Source organism: Hyphomicrobium sp. CS1GBMeth3, from assembly GCF_900117455.1.
Lineage (GTDB): Bacteria > Pseudomonadota > Alphaproteobacteria > Rhizobiales > Hyphomicrobiaceae > Hyphomicrobium_C.
The window spans coordinates 1,630,064-1,653,717 of record NZ_FPHO01000003.1 but is presented as its reverse complement, the minus strand read 5'-3'; the positions used below and the strand labels follow the sequence as shown (position 1 = coordinate 1,653,717).

Here is a 23,654-nt window from a genome sequence, read left to right as displayed (position 1 = left end):
ATCCGCTCGAAACGACGCATTCCGATTTTCGTTCCGAATTTCCGGAACTTCCCTGATGAGCTTGCATTCTCCTCGCGTGTGCAAAGCGCCCGGAGGATCATTCCCGTGCAACGCGTTCCCCTCTTTTCGCTGCTGACCCTTTTCATCACATGCACGGTTGCTCCTGCCCTCGCCCAAGAGATCGCGGCGCAAGAGACTGCGCGGCTCAATTCGCCTACGACGGGCGAAGGCATGAAGGTCAAGCCGCGAGCGCCGGACTTTGCGACCACGGGGCCCGAATGGCATGCGCCCGGTCTCAACCCCGCACTGACGCGCTTCAGCGCGCTCGATCAGATCAACGCGAAAAACGTCGCCAATCTGCAGGTCGTCTCGACGTTCTCGACGGGACTCAACAAGGGGCATGAGGCAGCACCGATCGTGGTCGGGACCACGCTCTATTTCGTGACGCCCTATCCGAACGTGCTCTACGCGCTCGACATCACGAAGCCCGGCATGCCGCTCAAATGGAAGTTCGAACCGAAACCGGAAGCCGCATCGCAGGGCGTTGCCTGCTGCGACGTCGTCAATCGCGGTGCTTCCTATTCAGACGGCCGCATCTATTTCAACACACTCGACGGCCAGACGCTCGCGGTCGACGCAGAAAGCGGCAAGGAAGTATGGCGCACGAAGCTCGGCGACATCACGGTCGGCGAGACCATCACCATGGCGCCTCTGGTGGCCAAGGACAAAGTCATCGTCGGCAACTCTGGCGGCGAGATGGGCGTGCGCGGCTGGGCGACCGCGCTCGATGCCGCGACGGGCAAGATCGTGTGGAAAGCTTACAGCACCGGGCCGGACAGTGAGGTTCTGATCGGCCCCGACTACAAACCGTTCTACGACAAGGAAAAGGGCAAAGACCTTGGGGTCACGACATGGCCCGCTGATATGTGGAAGCAGGGTGGCGGCACCGTATGGGGCTGGGTCAGCTTCGATCCAGAGCTCAATCTCATCTACTACGGCACGTCCAATCCGGGTCCGTGGAATTCCACGATGCGGCCTGGCGACAACAAGTGGACTGCCGGCATCTTCGCTCGTGACGTGGATACGGGCCAGGCCCGCTGGTTCTATCAACTCTCCCCACACGACGTCTCCGACTATGACGGCGTCAACGAGAACATCCTGCTCGATATCGACTGGAAGGGGCAGCAGCGGAAGGTGCTCGTTCATCCCGACCGCAATGGCCACGTCTATGTCATCGACCGAACCAACGGCGAGGTGCTTTCAGCCGAGAAATTCCATGCCGTCAACAGCTCGCACGGCGTCGATCTGGAAACCGGACAGCTTCTCTACAACGAAGAAAAGCGGCCGCAGACGAACAAGAAGATCACGGACATTTGCCCGGCTCCACCCGGCGCCAAGGACTGGCAGCCGGCTGCGTTTTCCCACAGCACAGGTCTGCTCTATCTGCCACACAACAATCTTTGCATGGACCTCGTCGAGACCGAGGTCGGCTATATCGCCGGAACACCCTACGTCGGCGCCGACGTCTGGATGAAGCCCGGCCCTGGTGGACACCGCGGCGAATTTTCCGCGTGGGACATCGCTTCCGGAAAGGAAGTCTGGGCGATCAAAGAAAAGTTTCCGGTTTGGAGCGGTGCGGTTGCAACAGCGGGAGACGTTGTCTTCTACGGAACGATGGAAGGTTGGTTTAAGGCCGTTGACGCCAAGAGCGGCAAGGAGCTTTGGAAGTTCAAGACCGGCTCGGGGATTATCGGTCAGCCGACAACGTGGGCCGGCCCGGCGGGCAAGCAGTTTGTCGCCATCCTGTCCGGCGTGGGCGGGTGGGCTGGCGCCATTGTCTCGGGTGAGCTCGATGGCCGGGACGGCACGGCCGCACTCGGTTTCGCCAATGCCATGCGCGATCTCCCCGATTACACCGCGGCAGGAGGCATGCTCTATGTTTTCGCGTTGCCTTAAGACGACGCTTGCAGCCGGCGCGCTCGCCGGTCTCGCGGTTGGACAGGCCTCTGGCCGTGAGTTGCGCGTCTGTGCCGATCCCGACAACCTCCCCTACTCCCACCAGAACGGCCAAGGGTTTGAGAACGAGCTGATGCGGCTCATCGGGCGCGAGATCGGAGCCGATATCAAATTCGTATGGATGTATCAGTGGCGAGGATTCGTGCGCAAAACGCTGCGGTCGGGCGTGTGCGATGTCATTCCGGGGATGGCGGTCGGAACAGAGCGGGCGCGCCTCACGCGACCTTACTACACCTCGAGCTATGCGTTCGTGACGCGAACAGGCAAGCGGCAAATCCGTTCCTTTGCCGAGCTTTCGAACGACATGAAAATTGGCGTTCAGCTCGTCGGTGACGACGGCATCAACACGCCGCCCGTCGAGGAACTCGCAGCACGCGGAATCAACGCCCACGTCAAAGGCTACATGGTGTGGGGGCAGTCACCGCCGCGGGGTGCGCCGCTTGAAAGCATCATGCGGGCGGTGGCTGATGGAACGGTCGAAGTTGCCATCGTCTGGGGTCCGCAGGCAGGCTACTTCGCGACCCGCGAGGACAAACCGCTGACCGTGGCCTCTGTGCCTACTTCCGACAAGACCGTTCAACCCATGCGCTTCGAAATTGCTATGGGCGTTCGCAAAAATGACGTGGCTCTCGCCGCGGAACTCGATGCGGCGCTCGCGAAGCTCAAGCCAGAAATCGACGCGCTGCTCGACAGCTATGATGTGCCGCGCAGCACGCCCACCGCTCAGCAAAAGGATGCTCAGCGATGAGACAGATACTTTCCGTGCTGGGTGTTATCTGCCTTGTCGGGCTCAGCGCAGCCCCGGCGCAGGATCATAAGCCAGCCCAGGAGCAGCGCCGCGTTGCGGCGGCAGAGGAAGAGCAACTTGTCATCCCGCAGGTTCCTCTCACTCCAGGAGGCGGCGCGCCTATCTCTCAGACGTCGCCAAACGCTGCGGAGTACGATGGAAACGAGGATATGATCCAGGCCGGCAAGCAGCTCTATTCCGCAATGAACTGCGTCGGATGCCACTCACACGGGGGCGGCGGGATGGGGCCGGCGCTGATGGACGATAGATGGATCTACGGATCTTCGATCGAGCACATCTTCTCCTCCATCCGCGAGGGTCGGCCGAACGGTATGCCGTCGTTCCGCGGCCGCCTTCCCGACGAGCAGATCTGGCAGATCGCAGCCTTCGTGAGATCCATTCCAAAGCAGGAATAAGCTACCACGGTTGCCCACGGCCCAATGGCTCTGAAACGGATTGTTCGCGTCCGGCAAGAGGTCCGTTACTAGTAGTGTCGCGGTCATACTCTTTGACGGCCACAACAGCGGGTTTCGGCAGCTTGTCATTCGTCATCTGACGGGGCCAGCAGCGGAAATCCGAGGATGCGGCGCAACGGTGTCCCCCTTTCTTGATGAGCCGGACGCTACACGATGCCATGCTTCTTCATAAGCGCTTGCTCGTCACCCGACACCCAGCCGAAGACCTTCGCCTCACCTGCGAGATTCTACACGAGGTAGTGGACTTCGTTTGTGTCCCCTCCATCCCTACGAGCATAGGTCGCTGTCAAGCCACATGGGCAACACAATGCAGCTCATCCAGCGGCGAGATGCGGATATCACGTAAACGCATCCTTTTTGTCCCGATCGCTCGATAACGAGCGTATCCCTGTGCAATCACCTGCTTGAGCTGGTCATCATTCCTCCCGGTCATGACACCCGCAGGTGAGGCCGCGATGAACTCCGCCGCATACAGCGAGGCGACCTCATTCAGCTCCATGTCGCCGCCGAGGGACTGATTGAAGAAGTTCTCATATTGCTCGAACAGTTTCCTTACGGCACTCTCCATCATTTCCTCTCCAAGTGCAGCTATGGCCTCTGAGGGCTCACCACAATCATCCAGCGCGAATGTCCGGAAAATCCTGGAACCCGTCGATTTCCCCGTCGGGATTTATCTTTTTTACGACGGGCCCATTGCCGCTTCGCGCGGTAACGCGCTGCTGGGTGGGCTATCATCCAACGCATTGATCCGGTTGGCTCTCGACGGCGATCGCATAGTCGGTGAAGAGCGCATAGACATGAATCGTCGCATACGCGACATTATCCAGTCGCCCGACGGTACCATTCTCCTTCTAAGCGATGGCATCGATGGCGAGCTACTTCGTCTAACATCAATAGGGAAGCCAACCGGGACCCAGTGGATTGGTGAACCGCTCGCGCGCATGTCAAAACTGAGCTGGTGCGGAGCCAGTATTCACATCCCAGTCCGGTTCTCGTTCAGAGCCCAAAGCGACCACACGCTGCTCGCTATGCCACCCTCCTCGCTGCTGATATCGCTGCCTTGAGGCATGAGCGGTATGTCTGCTACTTAGGCTCGGACTCGCTTCATCACCCTCGCCGTTGAAGCGTCCGTACGCGAAGCACAAGCTGCCGAAAGCGGTCTCGATGGCGGCAGTTCGGTGTGGAGCGGCCGTCATGCTGACGGTAGCTGTCTGTCGCGCCATGAGCTGTCGGCCACACCGCGAGCGGCGAACCTTCACTGCTCGGCGCCTGTTGTGGATTCCGGCTCCAGCGTGGAGAGGTAGGCTGAGACGGCCTCTATGTCTCTTTCCGGTAGTCTTCGTGCGTACCGCGCCATGACCCGAGCGTTATGACTTTCCGAGCGCACGCCAGTGCGGAATAGACGCAGTTGATCTGCAAGGTACCACGCCGATTGTCCGACGACGTTTGGCACGCCGGGTGCCCGCAAGACATCTTGCTTCACGTGGCATGTAAGGCAAGCAGGAGCGTGGATGGCGAGCTCGGATCGGGCGATCTGCGCTCCCCTCTGCAGGAGCTCTCGGCTGTAATTTGAGCTTGGCGAAGAGGTTCTTGATTGACCCGAGAAGAACACGGCTGCGGTCTTGATATCCTCGTCCGTCATTACCTCAGCGACGGGAAGCATGTATCCGCTGGGCCGGGTGCCGTCCCGAAATGCGCGAAGTGAGACCTCGATGTATTTCGCGTTCAAACCCGCGATCTTCGGGAAGACGCCGCCCAGGCCGTTGCCGTCCGCACCGTGGCAGAAGGCGCATGCCGTCACCGACCCTTGACTGACCTTCGGGGCAAAGGGTGGATGCGCGCCGACGAGTTCGCGGTAACGCTCAGTGTTGAGCTGCGGCAACTTCTGCAGAAAGGCAACCATGTCCCATATCTCGTCATCACGTTGGAGTGCCGGCCAGGATGGCATAGCGGTCATTTTGATGCCGTGCTTAACGAGCCAAAACAACTCATTGGGGGCGAAGATATTCCCCACGCTCAGGAGGGGCGGCGGGGGAGGCGTCATTCCCCGCGTTACTGCTAGCGGCGGATGATCCGGAGCGCCGTGACAGGGCGAGCAGGTCAACTCGTATTTCTTTGCACCCCGCAATATTCTGGAGGGGTCATCGAGCGCAGGGAGCACCTTTTCGGAGGAGTGGAAGGCGACCGAGTGGCGCATCGTAAAGTGCAAGAACCACGTGACGATGGGTGAATGCGGCGACGTGGCACCGACGTTGTAAATTCCGATCCAAGCAACGAAAATTGCCCCGATGACCGTCGCAGTGACAAACGCGGCAAGGGAGAGAAGAAGCGAACGCCAATACTGCTGAACAAAAAGTACGACAGGGCGCGCCGACAATCGGATTCTGGGCCAACGAGTTGAATTCATAGGCAATGCCGTAATGTGCTTAGTCGGTCGCGTTCGATAGGGCATAGATCATCACAGCTCTCAACAACCGCTCTTTGAGCGTGTTGGGGCACTCAAGCGCCAATCGTTCAAGAGCGGCGCGTTGGCTTTCATTGAGTTCGCTGGCGCAGAGGCCCTTAAGCGCCGCACGGGCCAGCGACAACTTTGAACCCGATGCCTTCTTGAGCCACTTGAGCGCCGGCAGTAACCTTTGCTCTGCCTCGGTCAAATCCGATCCAAACGGAAGGGAATCAAAAAATCCCTTCGCCTTTGCCGGTTCGAGCGCGTGGGAAACCCTGTCTGGCGTGTTCATCTGGAAGTGGCTTGGTCGCCTGTAGCTTTTCTCAAGCTTGCCGGCTCTTTTGGCCCTGGCGATCAGGGAGTCCTGAAATCGAGCGTCGGTGATGGCTACCATCGCGTCGATGCAATCGCGATCGCTCTGACCGCGCACATCTGCTGTACCGTACTCAGTAATGACGATATCTCGCAAATGTCGTGACACCGTAGTCTGACCGTACTTCCAGACAATATTCGATGCCACTCCTCCTGCGGAGTCGCGCGTTGCCCGCAAAGTCATCACCGAGCGGGCACCGTCAAGGGCAAAGGCCTGCGTGACGAGATCGTGCTGACCGCCAGTGCCGCTCACCACGCGACCATCCTCCAATGTGTCGGAAATGGCCGCCCCAAGCGCCGTTACCATCATTGCAGTGTTGACAAAGCGTGCATCTATACGCGCTCGACGTTTTCGACCCTCCTGACCGTAAACTTCGTTGACAAAAGAAATTGCTGTCATGCGAAAGCGATCGCGCTCTGCATCCGGCATCTCCCTGAGAGAGCGGTAGAAGGCATGCGATCCGAGAAAGAAGCCGGCGTGAAGGAGGGCACCGTCCTCGACTTGACGCTTGAGGATCCCGGCGCGGTAAATATCAAGAAAGCCTTCGACAAACATTTCGCTCATGCCGTAAAGGCCGATTGCAAACGGCTGGGTTGAGCGCGCCATGCGCCCTGTCGCAGTCGGGCGATCTGAATCAAGATCACCGTCGAGACGGCGCAATGTTTCGCAGAACACGTCATTGTGCTGGTGGCGAAGGCAAAGGGCGTAGGCCAGGGCATCGCCCACTGAGCCAATGCCGATCTCAAGCGTGCCACCGTCTGGAATCAGCGATGCACAGCGAAGCCCGATCGCATGGTCGGCATCCGACAATAGCAGGCGAGGCGCGCCGAAGAGCGGGAACTCATACGCGTCTTCTTCCAAGACGTGGTCGAACACCGTCGCCGGGAGGCTGGCCTCCCCACCCATAAACGGCAACTCGCTGTTAACCTGCCCCACGATCAAGCAGGTTTCGCCGCGCTTGCGCCTGTCTGCCACCGCTGGCAGGAGATCGAGGGTGATATCTGGATTACACGAAAGACTGAGCCGAGCATTGGTCCCGACTCCCCGCTTTGCTACAAGTTGCGCAATTACATTCAGGCCATGATCCGCCAAGTATCGTGCTGCATGGGAGTAGTTAGCTGCGATGTAGTTTTGCTGCGCCAGGTCCGCATGCAGCCAATGCCCGGCAAGCAGAAAGAACTCATGGACCTCGATGTTCGGCGGGACAGCGCCGTTAAGAACAGCATCCGCATATAGCAATCGCGGATATCCTGCGAATAGTCGCTCGTTCAGAGGCCCAACGAACCGACGCTCAAGCTTACCGGTCGCCTTGAAGGGCACAAGCGTGAGCGCCGTAAAGATGCGCAACCGGATCGTCCGATCGGCCGCCGCGCGTGCATAGAGTTCGTTCGCTACATGGTTTGCCTTGCCAAGCCCAAGCGGCAGGCCGAGCGCTATATCCTTACCGACCTCATCTAGAATATGATCGGCGAGCACTCCGACGTTGGCATGATACTTGGTCAAAGCGCCGCCACTACGATCGTTCCGAGGTTTTCGGATCCTGCGTCGCGTCCCGCGCAGGATCATTCTCCCCAGGCCGCGCCTTCGAAGGCTTTACCTGTTTCCTTCAGGTAAACTCTACGCAACGACATTGGTTGCAAGTAAAGCATGAGTTATCATTAGCAGTTAGTTTGCGAATCAACCGCTGGTTTCACGTGGACCCTCGCAGGTATGAAGGCGTTTCTCGAGCACAGACTGGAACTGACCTCGCAGCCGACCGATTTCCGAAGAGTCTCGATCGCCATTGAGATCATCGCTGAGCGGCGCACATGTCGGCGTTTGTTCAGAAGAGGTGATGGGCAGATTTTGCCGCCTCGCGCTTTGTTAGTTGCTCGATCCCGAAGCCGGCATTCACCCCCACGGCGCCGACCAAGTAACGACCGCACAATCAAACATGTCCGCTACTAAGGGCACACCGGTCAGTCGCACAATCCATCGCAACTCGTGGCGCGAGCCAACCTGCCGCAACGAGCAGCACGCAATCGAGAGAAAATGTCGGTGGATGTCGGATATGCCCGAGTTGCCGCGTCCTTGGGACGTGAGTGTTCGTGATTCCAACGGATCGGTAGCCAATTAAAGGACACGCAATGGCCAAGAATACGATTTGCCTTTGGTACGACAAGGATGCCGAAGCTTCCGCGCGCTTCTACGCCGAGATCTTTCCCGACAGCGCGGTAGGCGCCGTCCACCGTGCACCCAGTGACTACCCATCCGGCAAGGAAGGAGATGTGCTGACGGTGGAATTCACGGTTGCCGGCATTCCTTGTCTTGGTCTCAACGGTGGTCCGGCATTCAAACACAACGAAGCCTTTTCGTTCCAGATCGCCACCGATGATCAGGAAGAGACCGACCGTTACTGGAACGCCATCGTGGGCAATGGTGGCCAAGAGAGCGCGTGCGGCTGGTGCAAAGACAAGTGGGGCGTCTCCTGGCAGATCGCGCCGCGCGTGCTGACCGAGGCCCTGGCAGTGGGCGGTGATGAAGCAAAGCGCGCATTTGACGCGATGATGTCCATGCGGAAGATCGACGTCGCTGCAATCAAGGCGGCGCGGCGTGGCTGACCTCCACGGATCACCGCGGGTTGGCTGACCTGCCTCCGGCGCAAATGAGCCAGCTCGATACGTCATTCCAGCTGCGGATTTCTAACTTGCCGTGGTCCATGCCCCTTTGCAGTAGCCGACCACATCCGTCTCATTGGCAGTAAAATCACAGCCGGATTATGCCTTATTCCCCCTAGCATATAAGGAAGGTGTCGGCTCCGGTTCACCCCGCGTCCGCCAAGCGCTCCATCAAAATGTTATTCAGCGACGCGCGAAGCTCGTAGCTGAAGCCTTCCTTCTCGAACACAAGTCTGACACTCTGGCTAAAGGGTTTCGCCGCTTCCTCAAGCACAATACTGCCAAAGCCACGGCGCGTGGGCTGGCGCACGGCCGGGCCGCCCCGCTCCGTCCACCAAAACACGAAGTCGCCTTTGACGGGCTCGATGCGGCCACTTATGGCAATTCGTCCCGAAGGGTCAGATAGCGCGCCGTACTTCGCGGCGTTGGTAGCGAGTTCATGCACCATCAGAGCGAATTGCTGCGCCACATGTGCGTTCACGATTATGTCGCAGCCCTCTATGTCTACGGCGGAGGAGAAGCCGGCCATCTCCCGCTTCACGATCTCCAGCAGGAGCGCGCCCTCCAATGCACCGCCCGAGATCACCTGATTTGCATTTGCCAGTGCGGCCAACCTGCCCTCGAAGTCGGCCTTAGCCTCTTCGATCGTGCGGCCTTTGACCAGCGTGCGCGCAGCTATGGTCTGGATCACAGCGAATAGGTTCCGCGTGCGGTGTTGAAGTTCCCTGGACAGCAGCTTCTCCCGGTCCTGCGCCCGGCGGTGTTCCGACACGTCTATGACCGTCGCCAACACATATCTGTGCGAGTTTCTGGTAAATGGGCTCAGCCCCACCTCAGCGCGAAACTCACTGCCGTTCTTGCGCCGCCCGCTCAGGTCCTCCCCCCGACCCATCGGACGCGCCTCGGGGCTGGCGAAGAACCCCTGGCGGTATCGGGCGTGATTGCTCGCGTGGCGCTCGGGCACAAGGCTTTCGATGTCGTGTCCGACCAGCTCTTCGCGGCCGTAGCCGAACTGGCGTTCTGCGCTCGCATTGACAAGCTGGATCCGTCCGTCATGCCCAATCACGAGGATGCCGGTGGGCAAGGTCTCAATCAGTTGCCGTATATTGCGCTCCTGCTCGATAAGCTGATCCACCGCCTTGTGAAGCAGAGTCACCACCGCAATGATGATTGCTGCCATGAGCAGAAAGAACAGCCCCGACAAGATCAGCTGATCACCCGTGCTCCAGCGGGAGTCCCCAGCAAACAGCTGTAGGCCCAGGAAGCAGGAGAGGATGGTTGCCAGCATCGCCGGCCAAAGACCTGCGGTGAGCGCAGCCACCGTGACGGCGGGAAAATAGGTGATGAAGGGAAGGCCTACAGCGGGCCCGAGCAACAAGCGTAAAACTGTTGCCAGCGCCACCAGGACTAGCACGAGAGAATAGGCCAGGAGAGGGCGCCTGCGAATTTGCAGCAGACGCTGGATGCCAGGATGGGCCGTTAGAATGGTCGAGAAAGGCATTGCAACGCACCCTCTAGTATCGGAGTGCCTGAAAACTTGAAATTCTACATTGCTAAGGCCTTCTATTCTATGTTCTTCAACGCCTACAGATAGTAGTCCGGATCCGTGCTCTGCCGTATCCGTGTCATATAAGATTTTTGCCTTAATCGGTCGTGCGATCAAGTGGTTAAGGGCTGCAGCGCCAACCGCCCTATTCAGACAATGAACTTCACCGGCCACCTGTCGAGAAGCGGCCGACACCTCGCCTGCCCACCAGACGGAGACCGCGCAGACCGACTTCCACGCCGACGACATCAAGGCAACCGGTCAACCATCATCGGACAATGGCATCGATGGTAGCAACGATAGCGCCCCTAAGGACATGCGCCGCCCCGGCTGCGCAACGCATCGGCCGGTGGCACGGCTTGTTGGCGGCGGAGCGAGCTACTCGAAGTTTTCGAGTAATTGTCAAAAGTCGGCGCGGATTGGGCGCCCGAAGCGTCACTAAGAGAAACTCCGCAGAGCTCACCCCTCTGGCCGCGTTAGGTGGACCCGAGACAGTCGCGCGACTTTCTCAATGCCTCCTCGAGGAAGATCGGTGTGCATTAGTTCCTAACCTCAAGCGCTGCAACCGGGCACAGCGCTTGACGCTATTCTATTCTCAGTAAAAGTCCCTGCATCTTTCATATCTACGCCACCATACCCGCGATCCCGTTTCGATGGCGCGCCGTCTCAGCCACCGGCATTCGCCATAGTAGTATCCATCCGTGAAGTAGAATGCGATCCCTGGCCCCCAGCTGTATCTGCGCCCACTTCGAATATGGTCGCGGCGACCCGGTCCGCGCCAGCCGCGATCGCGATCCCGACGCCTGATCTCGACGTCTGCGCTTCGCCGATCGCCACGGTCGATGCTTCGAGCGCCACGGTCTCCACGCTCGACTCTGTCCCCTCCGTTGCCTCCCCGGCCGCCGCGATAAGAACGCTCGCCGCCGCCGTCACGCTGTACTGTCGTGTCGCCTCCACCACGACGCTCGGGGGGTGCTGCTGCGGCGATACTCGATGCACCAATGCAGCCGATGGCGAGAACGGCCACAAGGATTGAAGGTTTTTGATTGCTCATTGACGTCTCCTTTTTGCCCCCCGGCGTGATGGTAAAACGCGACCTCAGTTGGGATCGTTCCTTTTTGTCCCCTTCGAGCACAGCAAGGTCCGCGGCCTCGTCCACGTCTGTGCGAGACATTACGCTTGTTGCAATCGTCGCTGGGAGACTTGTTCGCGACGGACTGGCAGTCGTCGCAGTTACTGTGATCTATGATGCCGTCGTTCCTTGCGGCGGTCACCCGAGCCTTGGCCCGCTGCGGAGCGGAAGGTAGATTTTGGTCGCGCGGCCGAGCGCTCGAGCGTCAACTACCTAGCGCTGCCTGATTGAGAGCGAGGGCGCGATCACGGTCGAGATCCAACTGCATAGGCGTGCGCTGCTTCACTAGCCTTGGCGGCGTTGCCGGTCCTCGTCCAGCTGGGCGTAGAGTTCGCGCGTCGCGGCCTCGGTTTGCTGCACCGCACGAGGATTTTGGCGACGACGCCATGTGACGTAGATGCCATAGGCAATGAATACGCCGAGCAAGATCGGACCGACGAAAGTCATCAGAAGTGTCAGATAGCCGGTATCATCCATCTCGCTTGCCTCCAATAGGAGATAACGCGGGTTCAATAGTGGGGGTTCCCTGGCGAGCGCATGAGAGATCACCGACTGCGGCGTTATCATTCGGAGTGCTAAAGGACAAACCAGCAGCCCATTTCGCAACCCGTCTGGGCGGATCATTTCATTGGACCGAGTTGCGCCAGGCGTGCGCGCATCTCGATCGGTATCGGCGCCTTGATGAGTGGGTGGTAACGGCGCGACAGTTCCGCTCCAACTTGCATGATCGTAAGCGCGGGAGCAGGGTGGCGGCCGCGCCAAATATCGTAGTCGCTGCCAAATCTATTCCGGAGATCACGCCGCTCGTGACCTACAGCCACTGCTATGTAGAGCGTCAGATGAATTGCCAAAGCCGCATGACCAACTGTCATGTAAGGTGTCATCCAGAATCCAAGGATGACGCCCACATACATCGGGTGTTCCACGAAGCGATAAAGCCAATTTGTTTTCAGTCTCGGCGGCTGCGGCGCTCGTCCGTTGTACCAGGCCCAGGCTTGCTTTAGGCCAAGAAGCTCGGGCAGATTTATTGAGATGGCAGCAGCGAAGAGAAGGAGCCATCCAAGGCCAAAAGCCGTCCACAGCGCTGCCTCCACCGCGCCGTTCTTGAAGTGCCAAAGCACGATCGGCACCGGTTGCCACAACAGGATGAACAGAAAACCCGCAAGGATGGCGGCGTGTACGTACGTCGCGCGCTCGAGTGGAGCCGGCACGACAGCGGCGACAAGCCGCTTCACCGGTGCGCGCGCCATAACGGAATGCTGAAGACAAAAGAGGGTGAGCAGGAGAGCGTTTGTAAGCAATGCCCAGGCGGGAGCCATCGCCGGGCCTACATCGACGCCCGGTAGGAGCCACGGATTCGAGGCGTTGGGTAGATTACCTAGAAAAATGATGAAGGTTGCGAAAAATGCAAATGTGCCCACGAACGCCGCAAGAGCGTAAAATAATCCTAGTACGCGCGGCTCTACCGAGCGCTTCGGAAGTGGATTGTGTCTTCCCATTGGCATTTTCAACGTGACCGAACAATTGCGCGCCAAACTCATTGAGATGGCAACGGCCGCGACGTGCGCTGGTTCCTCATTCGTGCGTGCGCAGGTTCAACAACAAACTCGAGGCCTAGCTCAAGCGCACGTTAACACAAGGGCTACTCAATAGAACTTCCGCCTTCGATGATCCGTCCGGACGTGTAGTTGCGGTGAGCTGCCCGCAATATACCGCGCAGAATCGACGCCCAGTGGCTATAGACGCGGTGATCTTCGATTACTCAGGACCGCTTTAACCAGGTGAGCTGGAAAATCCGTTCGCTTCGCATTCGAGACTTTGACCGGGCCCACACAACCAAGGCTCGTTCCGTCCGCCGCCTCAAGCATGATCTCTCGACCTTGCTGTGTAACTCGTGCGTCGAGGGAGATGTCGTGAAGTGCCCACAGCATTGTGGCGCCGGAGGCAAGTATGCCGAGTGCGACGACAATAACCGCCCCTTAAATATGGCCCCGAGACGCCTGGCCGACGCTCTGAGCCACTCCGGCGCAAGGCGCGGCGTGCCAATGCACAAATGTCGTTTGCGGCTGCCCTCACTAGATTGCGCCCGGCTATGAGCGTTTCACTTCGGACTGGCCGTTGCTCTGGATAGCGTGTGGAATCTGCCATGGGTGGGCCGCGCGGATGTTGCCTCATTGATGTCTCTGTTACGGCTTCCTGACCGAGGTGTTGGGCGTCTCCGGTCACGATTGTTCGTGGCTTTGACTGGAAGCGAGCAAGCCCGGCGCAATCAGGCTGAATTTTTGCAAGCATCGACCAATTCCTTGTTGTTTTGATTATATGTTCCGATGCTGTCGATGGAACGGTAATGACGAGATGTTGGTTTTCTTGGCGCACATACACGGGCTGCCTTTGGTTATCGCACAAGCAGCCCGCTCGACGAGTTCGAGCGCCAATGGACTGCATCGCCGATATCGACAGGCTGAAGAAGTCCGCGCTTGAAGCGCAAGGGCGGGCAGATGGACCGCAAGCAGCAAACCGAATCTTATCGAGCGGACGCAGCCTGAGATCGCCGAAGCTACCCGGGAGAGGCCTGCTGGACCGTCAATTGTTCCAGCAGCTTGTTGCGGTCGCACTACTCCAGCGTATTGCACGGCAATTGTCTTTCGCTCCACGCTAGGTGTTGGACGGGAACTTTTCTTCCCACGGCGGGTACCACCTCTAAACGAGGCACGATATGCCGCACCTTGTCGATTACCTCGATAGAAACGGGCCGCTCCGCTCGTTCGATGAAGTCGAACTTGCTATGCTTCAACTTGTCTACGATCTCGCTTGCGCGAGCATTGGGCTTGAGCCGAGAGACCCGAGACGCGCATCTACGGCACGCATTGTGTTTCAAATGGTCGATGAATGCCAAGACCCCGAGGAGCAACTTTTTCGAACCCTAGAGGTTGTCAAAGGACCGGTATAGAAAGCCGGAATCATGAGGCGTTCTAACTCCATTACTGCCCTCGTTAATCGGGGGCTTTTTTTAAGTGTGCCACCGCTTCGGCACCTCGTTATTTACATGGGGACTCCAGGATCGGAGAGACCATCCGCAACAGAAAAGAGGTCGTCTTCGAAGGGTGACGCTCGCGATCGGGGAGACATGCGCGGCTCCAACGCGGCTCGGGAGCGGGCCGCGGGGCGCCAGGATAAGGATGACACCCGCGGAAGCCAGGACGCCAAATCGAAGGCGTCCGAAGGCGGGCACGCCGCCACGTCGTGCTCTGGTCGGTGCGTTTTCTCCGTTGAACGAGGCGGCGAAGAAGCGTCGGTTGGCTCATCAAGCATACGTGATCGCCGAGTCATATCACGGCTAGTTCGCGATTGGGGAACGGCCGCAAAGCCGCATTTCTGACCTCGACCTTCCGCTCCATGGATTGAATGATCGGGTCGGCGAACGCCACGCCCTGTGTGTCGCTGGCGCTCATGAGCGCGCCGGGACTGAAGACGTTGATCTCGAGCAGCTTGTCGCCCACGATGTCAAGCCCGACGAGGAACATGCCGTCGTGCAGCAACTTCGGACGAACAAGCTCGGCCACCCGAAGATGATCCGCGGTGATCGTGACCTTTTCCGCCACTCCCTTGGCATGCATGTTGGACCGTATGTCATCGCCAGACGGGACGCGCCGGACGGCCGCATACTTGCCATCTATTTCTAGTGGGCGTCCGTTCATTAAAAACAGCCGAATGTCTCCGTGCTTGGCCTCGGACAGGTAGCTTTGGACGATGATGTAGCCTTCCTCCGCGAGCGACTCGATGATCTGATTGAAATTCTCATCCTTAATTGATTTGATCATGAACACATTCTTGCCGCCGGAACCTTGGAGGGGCTTCACGATTACCTTGCTCTCTTGCTTCGAGACAAAAGCCTTGATCTCGGTGGCATCCTTGGAAATCAGCGTTATGGTGCGGACATCACTCGGAAACTTTTGGAAATAGAGCTTATTCTGCGCCTGCGCCAATCCTGCCGGATCGTTGAGCACGATCACTCCCTTTTCAACGGCAAACTGCCCAAACACGATGCCTGCCTGCGCGGCCCAAGGTCGTTCGATTGCATCGAGAGACGGGTCGTTCCTCAACATCAAGATGTCGACGTCCGTAATGTCGAACGTCTTGACTGGCACGTCGTCGGCTTGGAGCTCGGCGATCCAACCCTCGCCATTCGCGAATTTTTTCTTCCGCGGCACCACGGCCTTGATCGACATCCCGTCGTCCGGACGGAGAATGAAGTCATCAGGCGTCACGTAGCACACATCGTGCCCTCGCTCCCGCGCGTTCATGGCTAGAGCCGTTGTCGTGTACCGGGGGTACTCGGACTGCAAGCCATTGACGAAGAATGCGATGTGCATGACGGCCTCTTAATGAACCATCAGGTCGATAGGGGACAGGACCGAACCAGGGGTAGCGATTCGACGCTTGGCTGCGGACACCGAGACGAAATCTGGAACCAGCGGTATTGCCTTTAAGAGGCCGCGGTCGAGTAACTCCGTCATGAACGGAAAATGCCGCGACGCAATCTTTCCAATCCAGAACACATCAAGAGCACCGCCCTCTCTCAAATGATGAAGGACCTGCATCAACCCGCGCAGGTAGATCGCGTCCTTTGCTAGTCCGCCACTTCGGTGAACACGCATAGCGGCGTGAAAGGCTCCGCGGCTTGTCAGACCGCAGTGCTCGGTCAACATATTGAAGGTTTCCATGAAATCGGCGCCAGCGAGCATAGCCTCACACCCGAGCACCCGTGCTGCGAGGAGCCGCAAGCGCGGCCGGGTTAAACCACCAGAGGCGTACTCGGCAAACACCGCCAAGCCTTCTTGCATTTCTTCGTAGCCGGCGAGTCCAGAGCGAAGCAGCCGCAGACCCTGCTCCTGTCCATTGAAATATGTCAGGAGGTGAACGCCGACTTCGTGGTTCAGAATCGCTTCCACACGGTGTTTCGGGACGGCTGTTGTCCGAGAGATCAAAAGGCGCGGGCCGGAAACCATGAGACCCGCCGGCATATCGGCGCGTATCTCCACGCTTGGTGAGAAAGCTTCGAAACGGCGCCGGTAGCGTGATATCTGTTGCTCGGCTCGCATGCGCACATGGTGCGCATCGAGACAAACGTCGTCGTCTTCGAATCCGCGGTTCTCGTTTATTGCATCGAGATGCCGGATGATGTGCTCGGCCTCGCTCTTTAGTTCCGGCTCGACAGGTCCATACATGACGCGGCTGACATCCTTCGCACGTTCGGTCCCCCGTTCGTTGAGCAGGGTGAGTTGGAGGTCAATTTCGCGCCGCTTCTCATCAAACAGTTTTGTAAGCGTCGGGTCTTCAAGCTGATCCAGCGAGATCGAGAAAAGCTCGCGCTTTTTGGCTCCTACATCGAAAGTCAACGGGCGATAATGAAAATTTGGCGTCTCGGCAAACCGCTGGTGCCGGAATGTTTCCCACGCCTCCTCCGTGTTGATCGGTGTCAGATCCACGAGAAAGTCGAAAGATGAGCAGATCGCATCCATCTGACGATCGACCCGGCGCACTCCGTCGATGACGATCTTGCGTCCGAGTGCGCGATGCGATCTCGGCTTGAACGACGTCGCGGTGTACGCAAAAGCGTAGACAGCCTTCAAGAGCGCGTCATAGAGATGGGCGACGAGCTGCTCGAGAAGCTCGGGATAGATTTGCTCCGTGGAGGGTTGGCGGTAGATCGGCGCGATACCAATGCGAAGAAAAGGCATTTTTCGAGTGAGCTTCTCGAATCGCTCGTCCTCAGTGGCAAGCCCGGAGCGCTTTACGACCTGCGGCCTGCGATAGCGCATCTTGCTGCCCCTGAGGGCGTTAGAGAACGCGTCTCGGGCATCTGCCGCTCCCACACGCTCGTTGCAAGCAACGTCGATCTCAAACGTTGGGAGACTCGGATCGTCATCTTTCAAGCGACGATCCTCGCTCAATTCGAGGAGTTCGATCAGCAGGCAGGCTCCAAAGACGTCACCCATGAGCTCGGTGAAGTCAGCAAGACCTGAGGCTACGTCCTCGAAACGATCGACGACGATGTGCGAGGCTTGCGCTGTGGCGAGCTGCTCGGCGGCCAGCGCCGCGGTCTCGCCGGTTCGGATATGAAGACAAATGAAAGGCAACGCGCGATCGACGTGCATGCGGCCATGCGCGCCGAGTTTGGTTCGAATGAACCGCCCGGCTTCAAGCTCGCCGCCACGGTTTGACCGACGGTTGGTGTTCCGCGTCGTTGTAGCCTTGCTCATGGCCTGGGCACCTTCAATGCGCGCTCCAAAACGGGTACGGAGTCCGTTAGCAGTGCCCTTAGCTCAGCGAGCCACTGTCTGTTCGGCTCCCCGGTCCACTCGTCCATGAAAATCTTTTTAAATTCGACTGCGATTGCACATCCCGTTCGGGGAAACCGCTCATGGATGAAGCGGGTTTGCTCGCCACGCCCCTCGAAAGCCACGTTCTCCCGAACGTCGAGGCGCCGTCCCATAATCATGCGAGACGCGCAAAACTCCATGAACCCCTCGACCACTCGAGCCCATTGGACGCGGTCCATCGATGCTGTGCCGATGTTGATGTCGGGCGCGGCGTCCCCGGCGGTAGCAGGTGCCTTTGCTCCAGCGCGGCGATGGTTATAGCTGTGGACATCGAGCACGAGGAAGGTGCCGAAGCGCTTCTCCAGCCCGTCTAGCGTGCTCGCCAAGGCCGCATAGTATTGGTCGTGGATCTCGCGCAACCGCGCCACGACGTGGTCGCTTGGGGCTTCATGCCAGACGTCGAGATCCCAAGCCTCTGCTGGACTGAGATACACGGATTGTTCGCGCGCTCGGTTGAGGTCGACAGTAAATCTCGAACGGTGGAATACAAGGTAGCTTGGCAGACCCGCGATGAGGTCGCCGGTAAACGGATCTTCTTCTCGCAGACGCACATCTGCAGCGACAGCCAAAAGAGAGGCGATGTCGCCATCGACCAAGTGCCCGTCGTGGATTGCAGTACCGATGATCGGAGAATCGGCGCGGTGCAATGTCCACAGCGACAGGCGCCGGGTTCTGGGCCGTGCGTCGCTCGCCGAAACCAATTTCATCCTGGGACAGCCTGGACGCCGATGGTGCAAACTTAAACGGCTGGCGCTCAAAGATTGTTCCCGTCTACGGAGCACCGGCGCAATGCACACAACCAAGCTCGGTGAGCTGGAGGTCGTTTCATCCTGGCCCAGTCACCAGCTCGGGGAAGAGGGCTGAAGAACGGCCTAGCGGCCCTTCCTAATCTTCGGTGGCGAGCTGATCGCCGGTCGATCTGTCCCGTGTGTGGACATCGGATAATCGCGGTCGAGGTTCCGCAAATGGTCCGGAGCCGACTCTTCGCCGGTGCGCAACAGCGCCGTTGCAATGTGGCAATGCCAGGAGGACGACCGTCGACATATCGTGCCGGATCGGCATGGCGCTTAGTCTTCTCTACACTTCGTAAGAAGGAGCGCATCAACGCAGCACATTTGGCCGCATGAGTGTCGAGCAGGAGATGGGGGCCATCTAGGATGTGCGCCTCCATGCGCGGGAGCGCCTTCATCCAAGAGGGTCCTCAAGGTCGAAGAAAATATCGTGCCGCCCCCACAGCATGAGCGCCGGGGGCTGCCAGCGAGCGAGGTAATTGGCGATCCCGCCGAGTCGCGCGATTTGGCTGCGATTGTCGAGCACCAGCGCATGCTGTGTGTCGAGGCGGCCCGGGGGGTGACATGCTTCGCCAATCCTGCTTCCAGAGCCGGAGATCGATGCGTGGTGCGATGTCCTCGGGATGCCGCCCACATATTGATTGCGCGTCCCCTCGAGGGTCAGAAAGGCGGTCGCCTCGGCACGTGCCCTACGGGTACACGGCCACGAATCAGCGGACTGACAAGATCATAAATCAGCTTGCGATGCGGGCCCTCAAGGGGTGCAACGCGATCACCTGATTGCTAGCGCAGTCCGGACTGCCCACTACTGTGCCGGCTTGAGCACATCCAGGGCCAGGGATGCCGCTCGACTTCCGCACGGCTCAACTTTGCAAGGCTTAGCCAGATCGGGCTAGGCGTGGTCTCGGAATAAAACTCTCTCCTAAGGCGCAAGGCGATCATCTCGGCCACTTCGAGTGCTGCGTTTTCCATCCGCGTCGTTCCAACGAGCCAACTCTGCAACGAATACCTCGCGGCGCCTCCGTTGGTTTCATCACAATCAGGCGATTGATGCAGGCCAGGCCTTGTGCGTCTACGATGCACGGCATACATAATGACTGACCCGTCAGTCATTATGTGGTCAGGTCATGCGGCGTAGCTCATCAAAAGCGGAAGAAAAGACACGGAAGCCCGCAGCCCGGCCAAAGCCAAGTCGCGCTCCAAAGCCCGGTCGCACCTCGAAAAAGCAGCCCGGAACGCGCAAGGAAGCCATTCTCGACGCGGCTTTGTCTGTTTTCGCCGAGGAGGGCTACCAGGCGGCGCGCGTCGATGACGTCGCCCGCCGTGCCGGTGTCGCGAAGGGCACTCTCTACCTCTACTTCGACGACAAGGAGACGCTGTTCGAAGAGGTCGTGCGCGGCGCCATCTCGCCGGTGCTGGAGCGCATAAGCTTGCTCGCGGCCGCCCCCTACCTGTCGATCGAGCAGGTGCTCGACGCTCTCTTCTCCGTGTTCGAGAAGGAGATACTCGAGACGCGGCGCAAACTCATCGTCCGTCTCATCATTGCCGAGGGGCCGCGCTTCCCGCGCATTGCCGAGTTCTACTATCGCAACGTGGTCGGCCGCGTGATGCCGCTCATCGCCAATCTCGCAAAACGCGCCGCCGAGCGCGGTGAGCTGCCGAGCGACGCCGTGGCCCGCTATCCGCAGCTCGTCGCCGCTCCGCTCCTGGTCGCGGTCATCTGGGACGCGCTCTTCGCCAGGATCGAGCCGCTCGATGTCGCGGCTTTTTTCCGCGCGCACCGCGAGGTGCTGACCGGCAAAAAGCGAAGGACGGCGCCATGAGACGCAGAAGTGCCGTGGCCGCCGTTGTCCTCGCCGTGATCGTCGGCGTTGCCACCTACGCGTATTTCCGCCCGCACGGCACGCAGGCGGAATACCAGGGCTGGGTTGAAGCGGACTTGGTGTTCGTCAGCCCCGACGAGGCGGGTCGCATCGAGGATATGCCCGTGCGCGAGGGTTCGGACGTGGCGGTCGGCTCGCGCCTCTTCGCGCTCGACGACGACCTGCAGCGTGCCGCCGTTGCCGAGAGCGAGGCAGCCGTCACCAATGCCAAGCAGAGCTACGACCGCGCGCAAGTGCTCCTCAAGCAGGCCGTCGGGACGCGAAAGGCCTTCGACGATGCCGACGCGGCCTTGCGGACGGCCGAGGCGCGGCTCATCTCAGCGCGCACCCGGCTCGAGCGGAGGACACGGCTGAGTCCCGCCGCCGGGACCATCCAAGAGGTCTATTTTAGGAAGGGAGAGACGGTCGGACCGGAGCGGCCGATCGTGTCCATCTTACCGCCACAGAACATCAAGGTGCGCTTCTTCGTGCCGCAAACCAAACTGCCCGAAGTTCGGATCGGCGAGCGGGTTCTGGTCCGCTGCGACGGTTGCCGCGATGATCTCTATGCCCGCGTCAGCTTCATCGCGGCGCAGGCCGAGTTCACCCCACCGGTGATCTACAGCCTCGAGGAACGGGCGAGGCTCGTATTTCTCATGGAGGCGATCCCCGAGCTCCCCGAGGAGGTAAGGATCGGGCAGCCGGTGTCCGTCGCGCTCGTAGACACGCCGTTGCCCGAGACAACGCATGCCGAGAAGTGAGAACGAGCGCGACGTCGCGATCTTCGACCGCAGGCCCGCCAATGGCGACCGGCACGACAGCCCCTACGCCATCGAGGTCGAGGGCCTTACGAAGTCGTTCGGCAGCAAGGTGGTGGTGCGCGACTTGTCCCTGCGCGTGCGCCGCGGCCAGATCTACGGGTTTCTTGGCCCCAATGGCTCAGGCAAGACGACGACCTTGCGCCTGATCTGCGGGCTCCTCACACCGGACGCCGGGCGTGGCACGTGCCTCGGCTACGACATCCTGGCCGAGCGGGAAAAGCTCAAGCGCCACATTGGCTATATGACGCAACGGTTCAGCCTGTACCAGGATCTCTCGATCAAGGAGAACCTGGAGTTCGTGGCCCGCGTCTACGAGTTGCCGGATCCGGAGGAAGCGGCACAGCAGGCCATCGCGCGGCTCGGCCTCGAGGGGCGCGAGCTGCAGCTGGCGGAGACTCTCTCGGGTGGCTGGAAGCAGCGCCTGGCGCTCGGCGCCTGCATTCTACCCCACCCCAGTCTGTTGCTTCTCGACGAGCCGACCGCCGGCGTCGATCCGAAAGCGCGGCGCGAGTTCTGGGGCGAGATTCACAAGCTCGCGGCGGGCGGCATGACGGTGCTGGTCTCGACGCACTACATGGACGAGGCCGAGCGCTGCCACGAGATAGCCTACATCGCATACGGCGAACTCTTGGCGCAGGGCAGCATCCCCGAGGTGATCGAGGCCTCGCGCCTGCGCACCTACACCGTCAGCGGCCCGGGGCTGAACAGCCTCGCCGACACGCTGGCTGGAATGCCCGGCGTCGACATGGTGGCCCCATTCGGCACCAGCCTACACGTCGCCGGACGCGACGCCGAGGTTCTCGACGCCACGGCAGCAAAAATGGGCAAGGATCCGCATCTCCTATGGCGGCTCTCCTCTCCGACATTGGAAGACGTGTTCATCGACCTGATGGCAAGATCTCAGGACAACTTCCGATGACCTGCGATGCAACTAGGTGGTGGGGTGGCGCGATCTCGCGCGCAGTGGCAGTGTTCATTAAGGAGTTCGTGCAGCTCCGGCGGGACCGCCTGACCTTCGGCACCATGATCTTCATTCCCCTTGTGCAGCTCACGCTGTTCGGATTTGCTATCAACACGACCCCGCGTCACCTGCCGACCGCGGTGCTCGCCTACGAGGATACTGCCGTCGGCCGCTCCATCATCGCTGCGCTACGCAACACGTCTTATTTCGACCTGGTCCAGGTGGTGCATTCGGAAGGCGACATGGATCGGCTGATGCGGTCTGGGCGCGTGCTGTTCGGCGTCGAGATCCCGGCCAACTTCGAGCGTGCCGTTCGCCGCGGCTACAGGCCCGCGCTCCTCGTCGCGGCCGACGCTAGCGATCCGGTCGCCGCCGGCACGGCCCTTGGCGCGCTGGACGGCGTCCTCTCCACCGCGCTGGCACGTGATCGCGGACTTCCGGAGACCACCCTGCCCGCGCCCGCTTTCGAGATCCGCCAGCATCGCCGCTACAATCCGGCCGCCGTCACCAGCCTTAACATCGTTCCGGGACTGCTCGGCGTCATCCTAACCATGACGATGCTCATCTTCACGTCCCTTTCGGTGACCCGGGAAATCGAGCGCGGGACGATGGAAAGCCTGCTCGCCATGCCTATCCAGCCACTCGAGATCATGATCGGGAAAATCACACCCTATATCCTTATCGGCTTCATCCAGGCGGCGCTCATCCTCACCTTCGGCACGCTGGTATTCGAGGTTCCGATCACCGGCAGCGCGGCGCTGCTCGCGCTTCTGAGCACGCTCTTCATCGCCACGAATCTGGCGATCGGCTACACGTTCTCGACCATCGCCCAGAACCAGCTGCAGGCGATCCAGATGTCGTTCATGTTCTTCCTACCCAACATCCTGCTGTCGGGCTTCATGTTTCCGTTCGCGGGCATGCCGGGATGGGCGCAGGTCATTGGCGAGTGCCTGCCTCTCACCCATTACATGCGCATCGTGCGCGGGATCATGCTGAAGGGCGCGGACTTCTACGATCTGCTGTTGGAGGTGCTGGCCCTGCTGGCGCTCATGCTGATCGCCATGATCTTCGCCGTGCGTCGCTTCCGACGCACTTTGGACTGAGGATACGCCGACTATCAGATCGGAAGGCTGGGGCACCGGAGCGCTCATTTCCTGCTTCCGGGACTTTTGGCCAATGTCTACCGCTCCTCTCCAGAAAGCTGACCCCAGCAAGGCGGCATCAGAGTATCTGAACACTCATGCCGTGATGTCGGCTTCTGGGACAACCCGCCTAAGCAACAACGTCTGCCATATGCGGTCATACCCCGAGTAACAAGACGTCTAGAGCGTCAGTTTGCTGACCGAAACCCATGCCGGATCCTAGCGCAAGCGGAACCCTCGCTTCCACGAAACGTTGCGGAC

General features: G+C 59.7%; 17 protein-coding genes and 1 pseudogene. 9 read left to right on the top strand and 9 right to left on the bottom strand.

Features of this window, described 5'->3' with window-relative positions; genetic code table 11:
- Positions 1–105 precede the first annotated feature (105 nt).
- Genes CS1GBM3_RS15100 through CS1GBM3_RS15090 form a run of 3 tightly spaced genes read left to right on the top strand, consistent with a single transcriptional unit; the run spans position 106 to position 3,219 of the window.
- Positions 106–1,956 carry a methanol/ethanol family PQQ-dependent dehydrogenase gene (locus tag CS1GBM3_RS15100; RefSeq protein WP_280173499.1) on the top strand — a complete coding sequence of 617 codons (1,851 nt, stop codon included), beginning with the start codon at positions 106–108 and terminating at the stop codon, positions 1,954–1,956.
- Positions 1,937–2,764: a quinoprotein dehydrogenase-associated putative ABC transporter substrate-binding protein gene (locus CS1GBM3_RS15095; protein WP_072396284.1), complete on the top strand. Its 828-nt coding sequence runs from the start codon at positions 1,937–1,939 to the stop codon at positions 2,762–2,764. Before CS1GBM3_RS15100 ends, CS1GBM3_RS15095 begins: the two co-directional genes overlap by 20 nt.
- On the top strand, positions 2,761–3,219 hold the full coding sequence (locus tag CS1GBM3_RS15090) for a c-type cytochrome (RefSeq protein ID WP_072396283.1): 459 nt from the start codon (positions 2,761–2,763) through the stop codon (positions 3,217–3,219). The genes CS1GBM3_RS15095 and CS1GBM3_RS15090 overlap by 4 nt, the downstream gene beginning before the upstream one ends.
- A gap of 206 nt (positions 3,220–3,425) precedes the next feature.
- On the opposite strand, the pseudogene CS1GBM3_RS15085 reads toward CS1GBM3_RS15090, so the two are convergent.
- From CS1GBM3_RS15085 to CS1GBM3_RS15070, 3 genes and pseudogenes are all read right to left on the bottom strand, one after another.
- Positions 3,426–3,847: pseudogene (locus CS1GBM3_RS15085) on the bottom strand (nuclear transport factor 2 family protein).
- A gap of 687 nt (positions 3,848–4,534) precedes the next feature.
- Positions 4,535–5,656, bottom strand: coding sequence for a c-type cytochrome (locus CS1GBM3_RS15075; protein ID WP_072396281.1), 1,122 nt, complete (start codon positions 5,654–5,656; stop codon positions 4,535–4,537).
- Between the two features lie 49 nt (positions 5,657–5,705).
- Entirely contained in the window at positions 5,706–7,601 is a 1,896-nt protein-coding gene (locus tag CS1GBM3_RS15070) for an acetyl-CoA hydrolase/transferase C-terminal domain-containing protein (RefSeq protein WP_072396280.1), read from the bottom strand.
- A gap of 623 nt (positions 7,602–8,224) precedes the next feature.
- On the opposite strand from CS1GBM3_RS15070, the gene CS1GBM3_RS15065 reads away from it, so the two are divergent.
- Positions 8,225–8,698 carry a VOC family protein gene (locus CS1GBM3_RS15065; RefSeq protein WP_072396279.1) on the top strand — a complete coding sequence of 158 codons (474 nt, stop codon included), beginning with the start codon at positions 8,225–8,227 and terminating at the stop codon, positions 8,696–8,698.
- A 202-nt stretch (positions 8,699–8,900) separates the two neighbouring features.
- Here the strand turns inward: CS1GBM3_RS15065 and CS1GBM3_RS15060 are convergent, their stop codons facing one another.
- Positions 8,901–10,256, bottom strand: a complete 1,356-nt coding sequence (locus tag CS1GBM3_RS15060; protein ID WP_072396278.1) for a PAS domain S-box protein — start codon at positions 10,254–10,256, stop codon at positions 8,901–8,903.
- Between the two features lie 799 nt (positions 10,257–11,055).
- On the opposite strand from CS1GBM3_RS15060, the gene CS1GBM3_RS19595 reads away from it, so the two are divergent.
- The gene (locus CS1GBM3_RS19595; RefSeq protein WP_139247930.1) at positions 11,056–11,337 is read left to right on the top strand and encodes a hypothetical protein; all 282 of its coding nucleotides are present in this window, start codon (positions 11,056–11,058) and stop codon (positions 11,335–11,337) included.
- 381 nt (positions 11,338–11,718) lie between these two features.
- On the opposite strand, the gene CS1GBM3_RS15050 is transcribed toward CS1GBM3_RS19595, so the two are convergent.
- From CS1GBM3_RS15050 to CS1GBM3_RS15025, 5 genes are all read right to left on the bottom strand, one after another.
- Positions 11,719–11,910: a hypothetical protein gene (locus CS1GBM3_RS15050; RefSeq protein WP_072396276.1), complete on the bottom strand. Its 192-nt coding sequence runs from the start codon at positions 11,908–11,910 to the stop codon at positions 11,719–11,721.
- 143 nt (positions 11,911–12,053) lie between these two features.
- A complete protein-coding gene (locus CS1GBM3_RS15045) occupies positions 12,054–12,932 on the bottom strand; it encodes a methyltransferase family protein (protein WP_171946505.1) in 879 nt (292 codons plus the stop codon).
- A gap of 1,827 nt (positions 12,933–14,759) precedes the next feature.
- Positions 14,760–15,806 carry a glutathione synthetase gene (locus CS1GBM3_RS15035; RefSeq protein WP_072396274.1) on the bottom strand — a complete coding sequence of 349 codons (1,047 nt, stop codon included), beginning with the start codon at positions 15,804–15,806 and terminating at the stop codon, positions 14,760–14,762.
- 9 nt (positions 15,807–15,815) lie between these two features.
- The gene (locus CS1GBM3_RS15030; protein ID WP_072396273.1) at positions 15,816–17,696 is read right to left on the bottom strand and encodes a flavohemoglobin expression-modulating QEGLA motif protein; all 1,881 of its coding nucleotides are present in this window, start codon (positions 17,694–17,696) and stop codon (positions 15,816–15,818) included.
- Entirely contained in the window at positions 17,693–18,523 is an 831-nt protein-coding gene (locus CS1GBM3_RS15025; RefSeq protein WP_072396272.1) for an N-formylglutamate amidohydrolase, read from the bottom strand. The genes CS1GBM3_RS15030 and CS1GBM3_RS15025 overlap by 4 nt, the downstream gene beginning before the upstream one ends.
- A gap of 1,211 nt (positions 18,524–19,734) precedes the next feature.
- Here CS1GBM3_RS15025 and CS1GBM3_RS15020 point away from each other — a divergent pair.
- Genes CS1GBM3_RS15020 through CS1GBM3_RS15005 form a run of 4 tightly spaced genes read left to right on the top strand, consistent with a single transcriptional unit; the run spans position 19,735 to position 23,354 of the window.
- Positions 19,735–20,430, top strand: coding sequence for a TetR/AcrR family transcriptional regulator (locus tag CS1GBM3_RS15020; RefSeq protein ID WP_072396270.1), 696 nt, complete (start codon positions 19,735–19,737; stop codon positions 20,428–20,430).
- Positions 20,427–21,230: an HlyD family secretion protein gene (locus CS1GBM3_RS15015; protein ID WP_072396269.1), complete on the top strand. Its 804-nt coding sequence runs from the start codon at positions 20,427–20,429 to the stop codon at positions 21,228–21,230. Before CS1GBM3_RS15020 ends, CS1GBM3_RS15015 begins: the two co-directional genes overlap by 4 nt.
- The gene (locus tag CS1GBM3_RS15010) at positions 21,217–22,209 is read left to right on the top strand and encodes an ABC transporter ATP-binding protein (RefSeq protein WP_083567628.1); all 993 of its coding nucleotides are present in this window, start codon (positions 21,217–21,219) and stop codon (positions 22,207–22,209) included. The genes CS1GBM3_RS15015 and CS1GBM3_RS15010 overlap by 14 nt, the downstream gene beginning before the upstream one ends.
- Positions 22,206–23,354 carry an ABC transporter permease gene (locus CS1GBM3_RS15005; protein WP_072396268.1) on the top strand — a complete coding sequence of 383 codons (1,149 nt, stop codon included), beginning with the start codon at positions 22,206–22,208 and terminating at the stop codon, positions 23,352–23,354. The genes CS1GBM3_RS15010 and CS1GBM3_RS15005 overlap by 4 nt, the downstream gene beginning before the upstream one ends.
- The last annotated feature ends 300 nt before the right edge of the window (positions 23,355–23,654 follow it).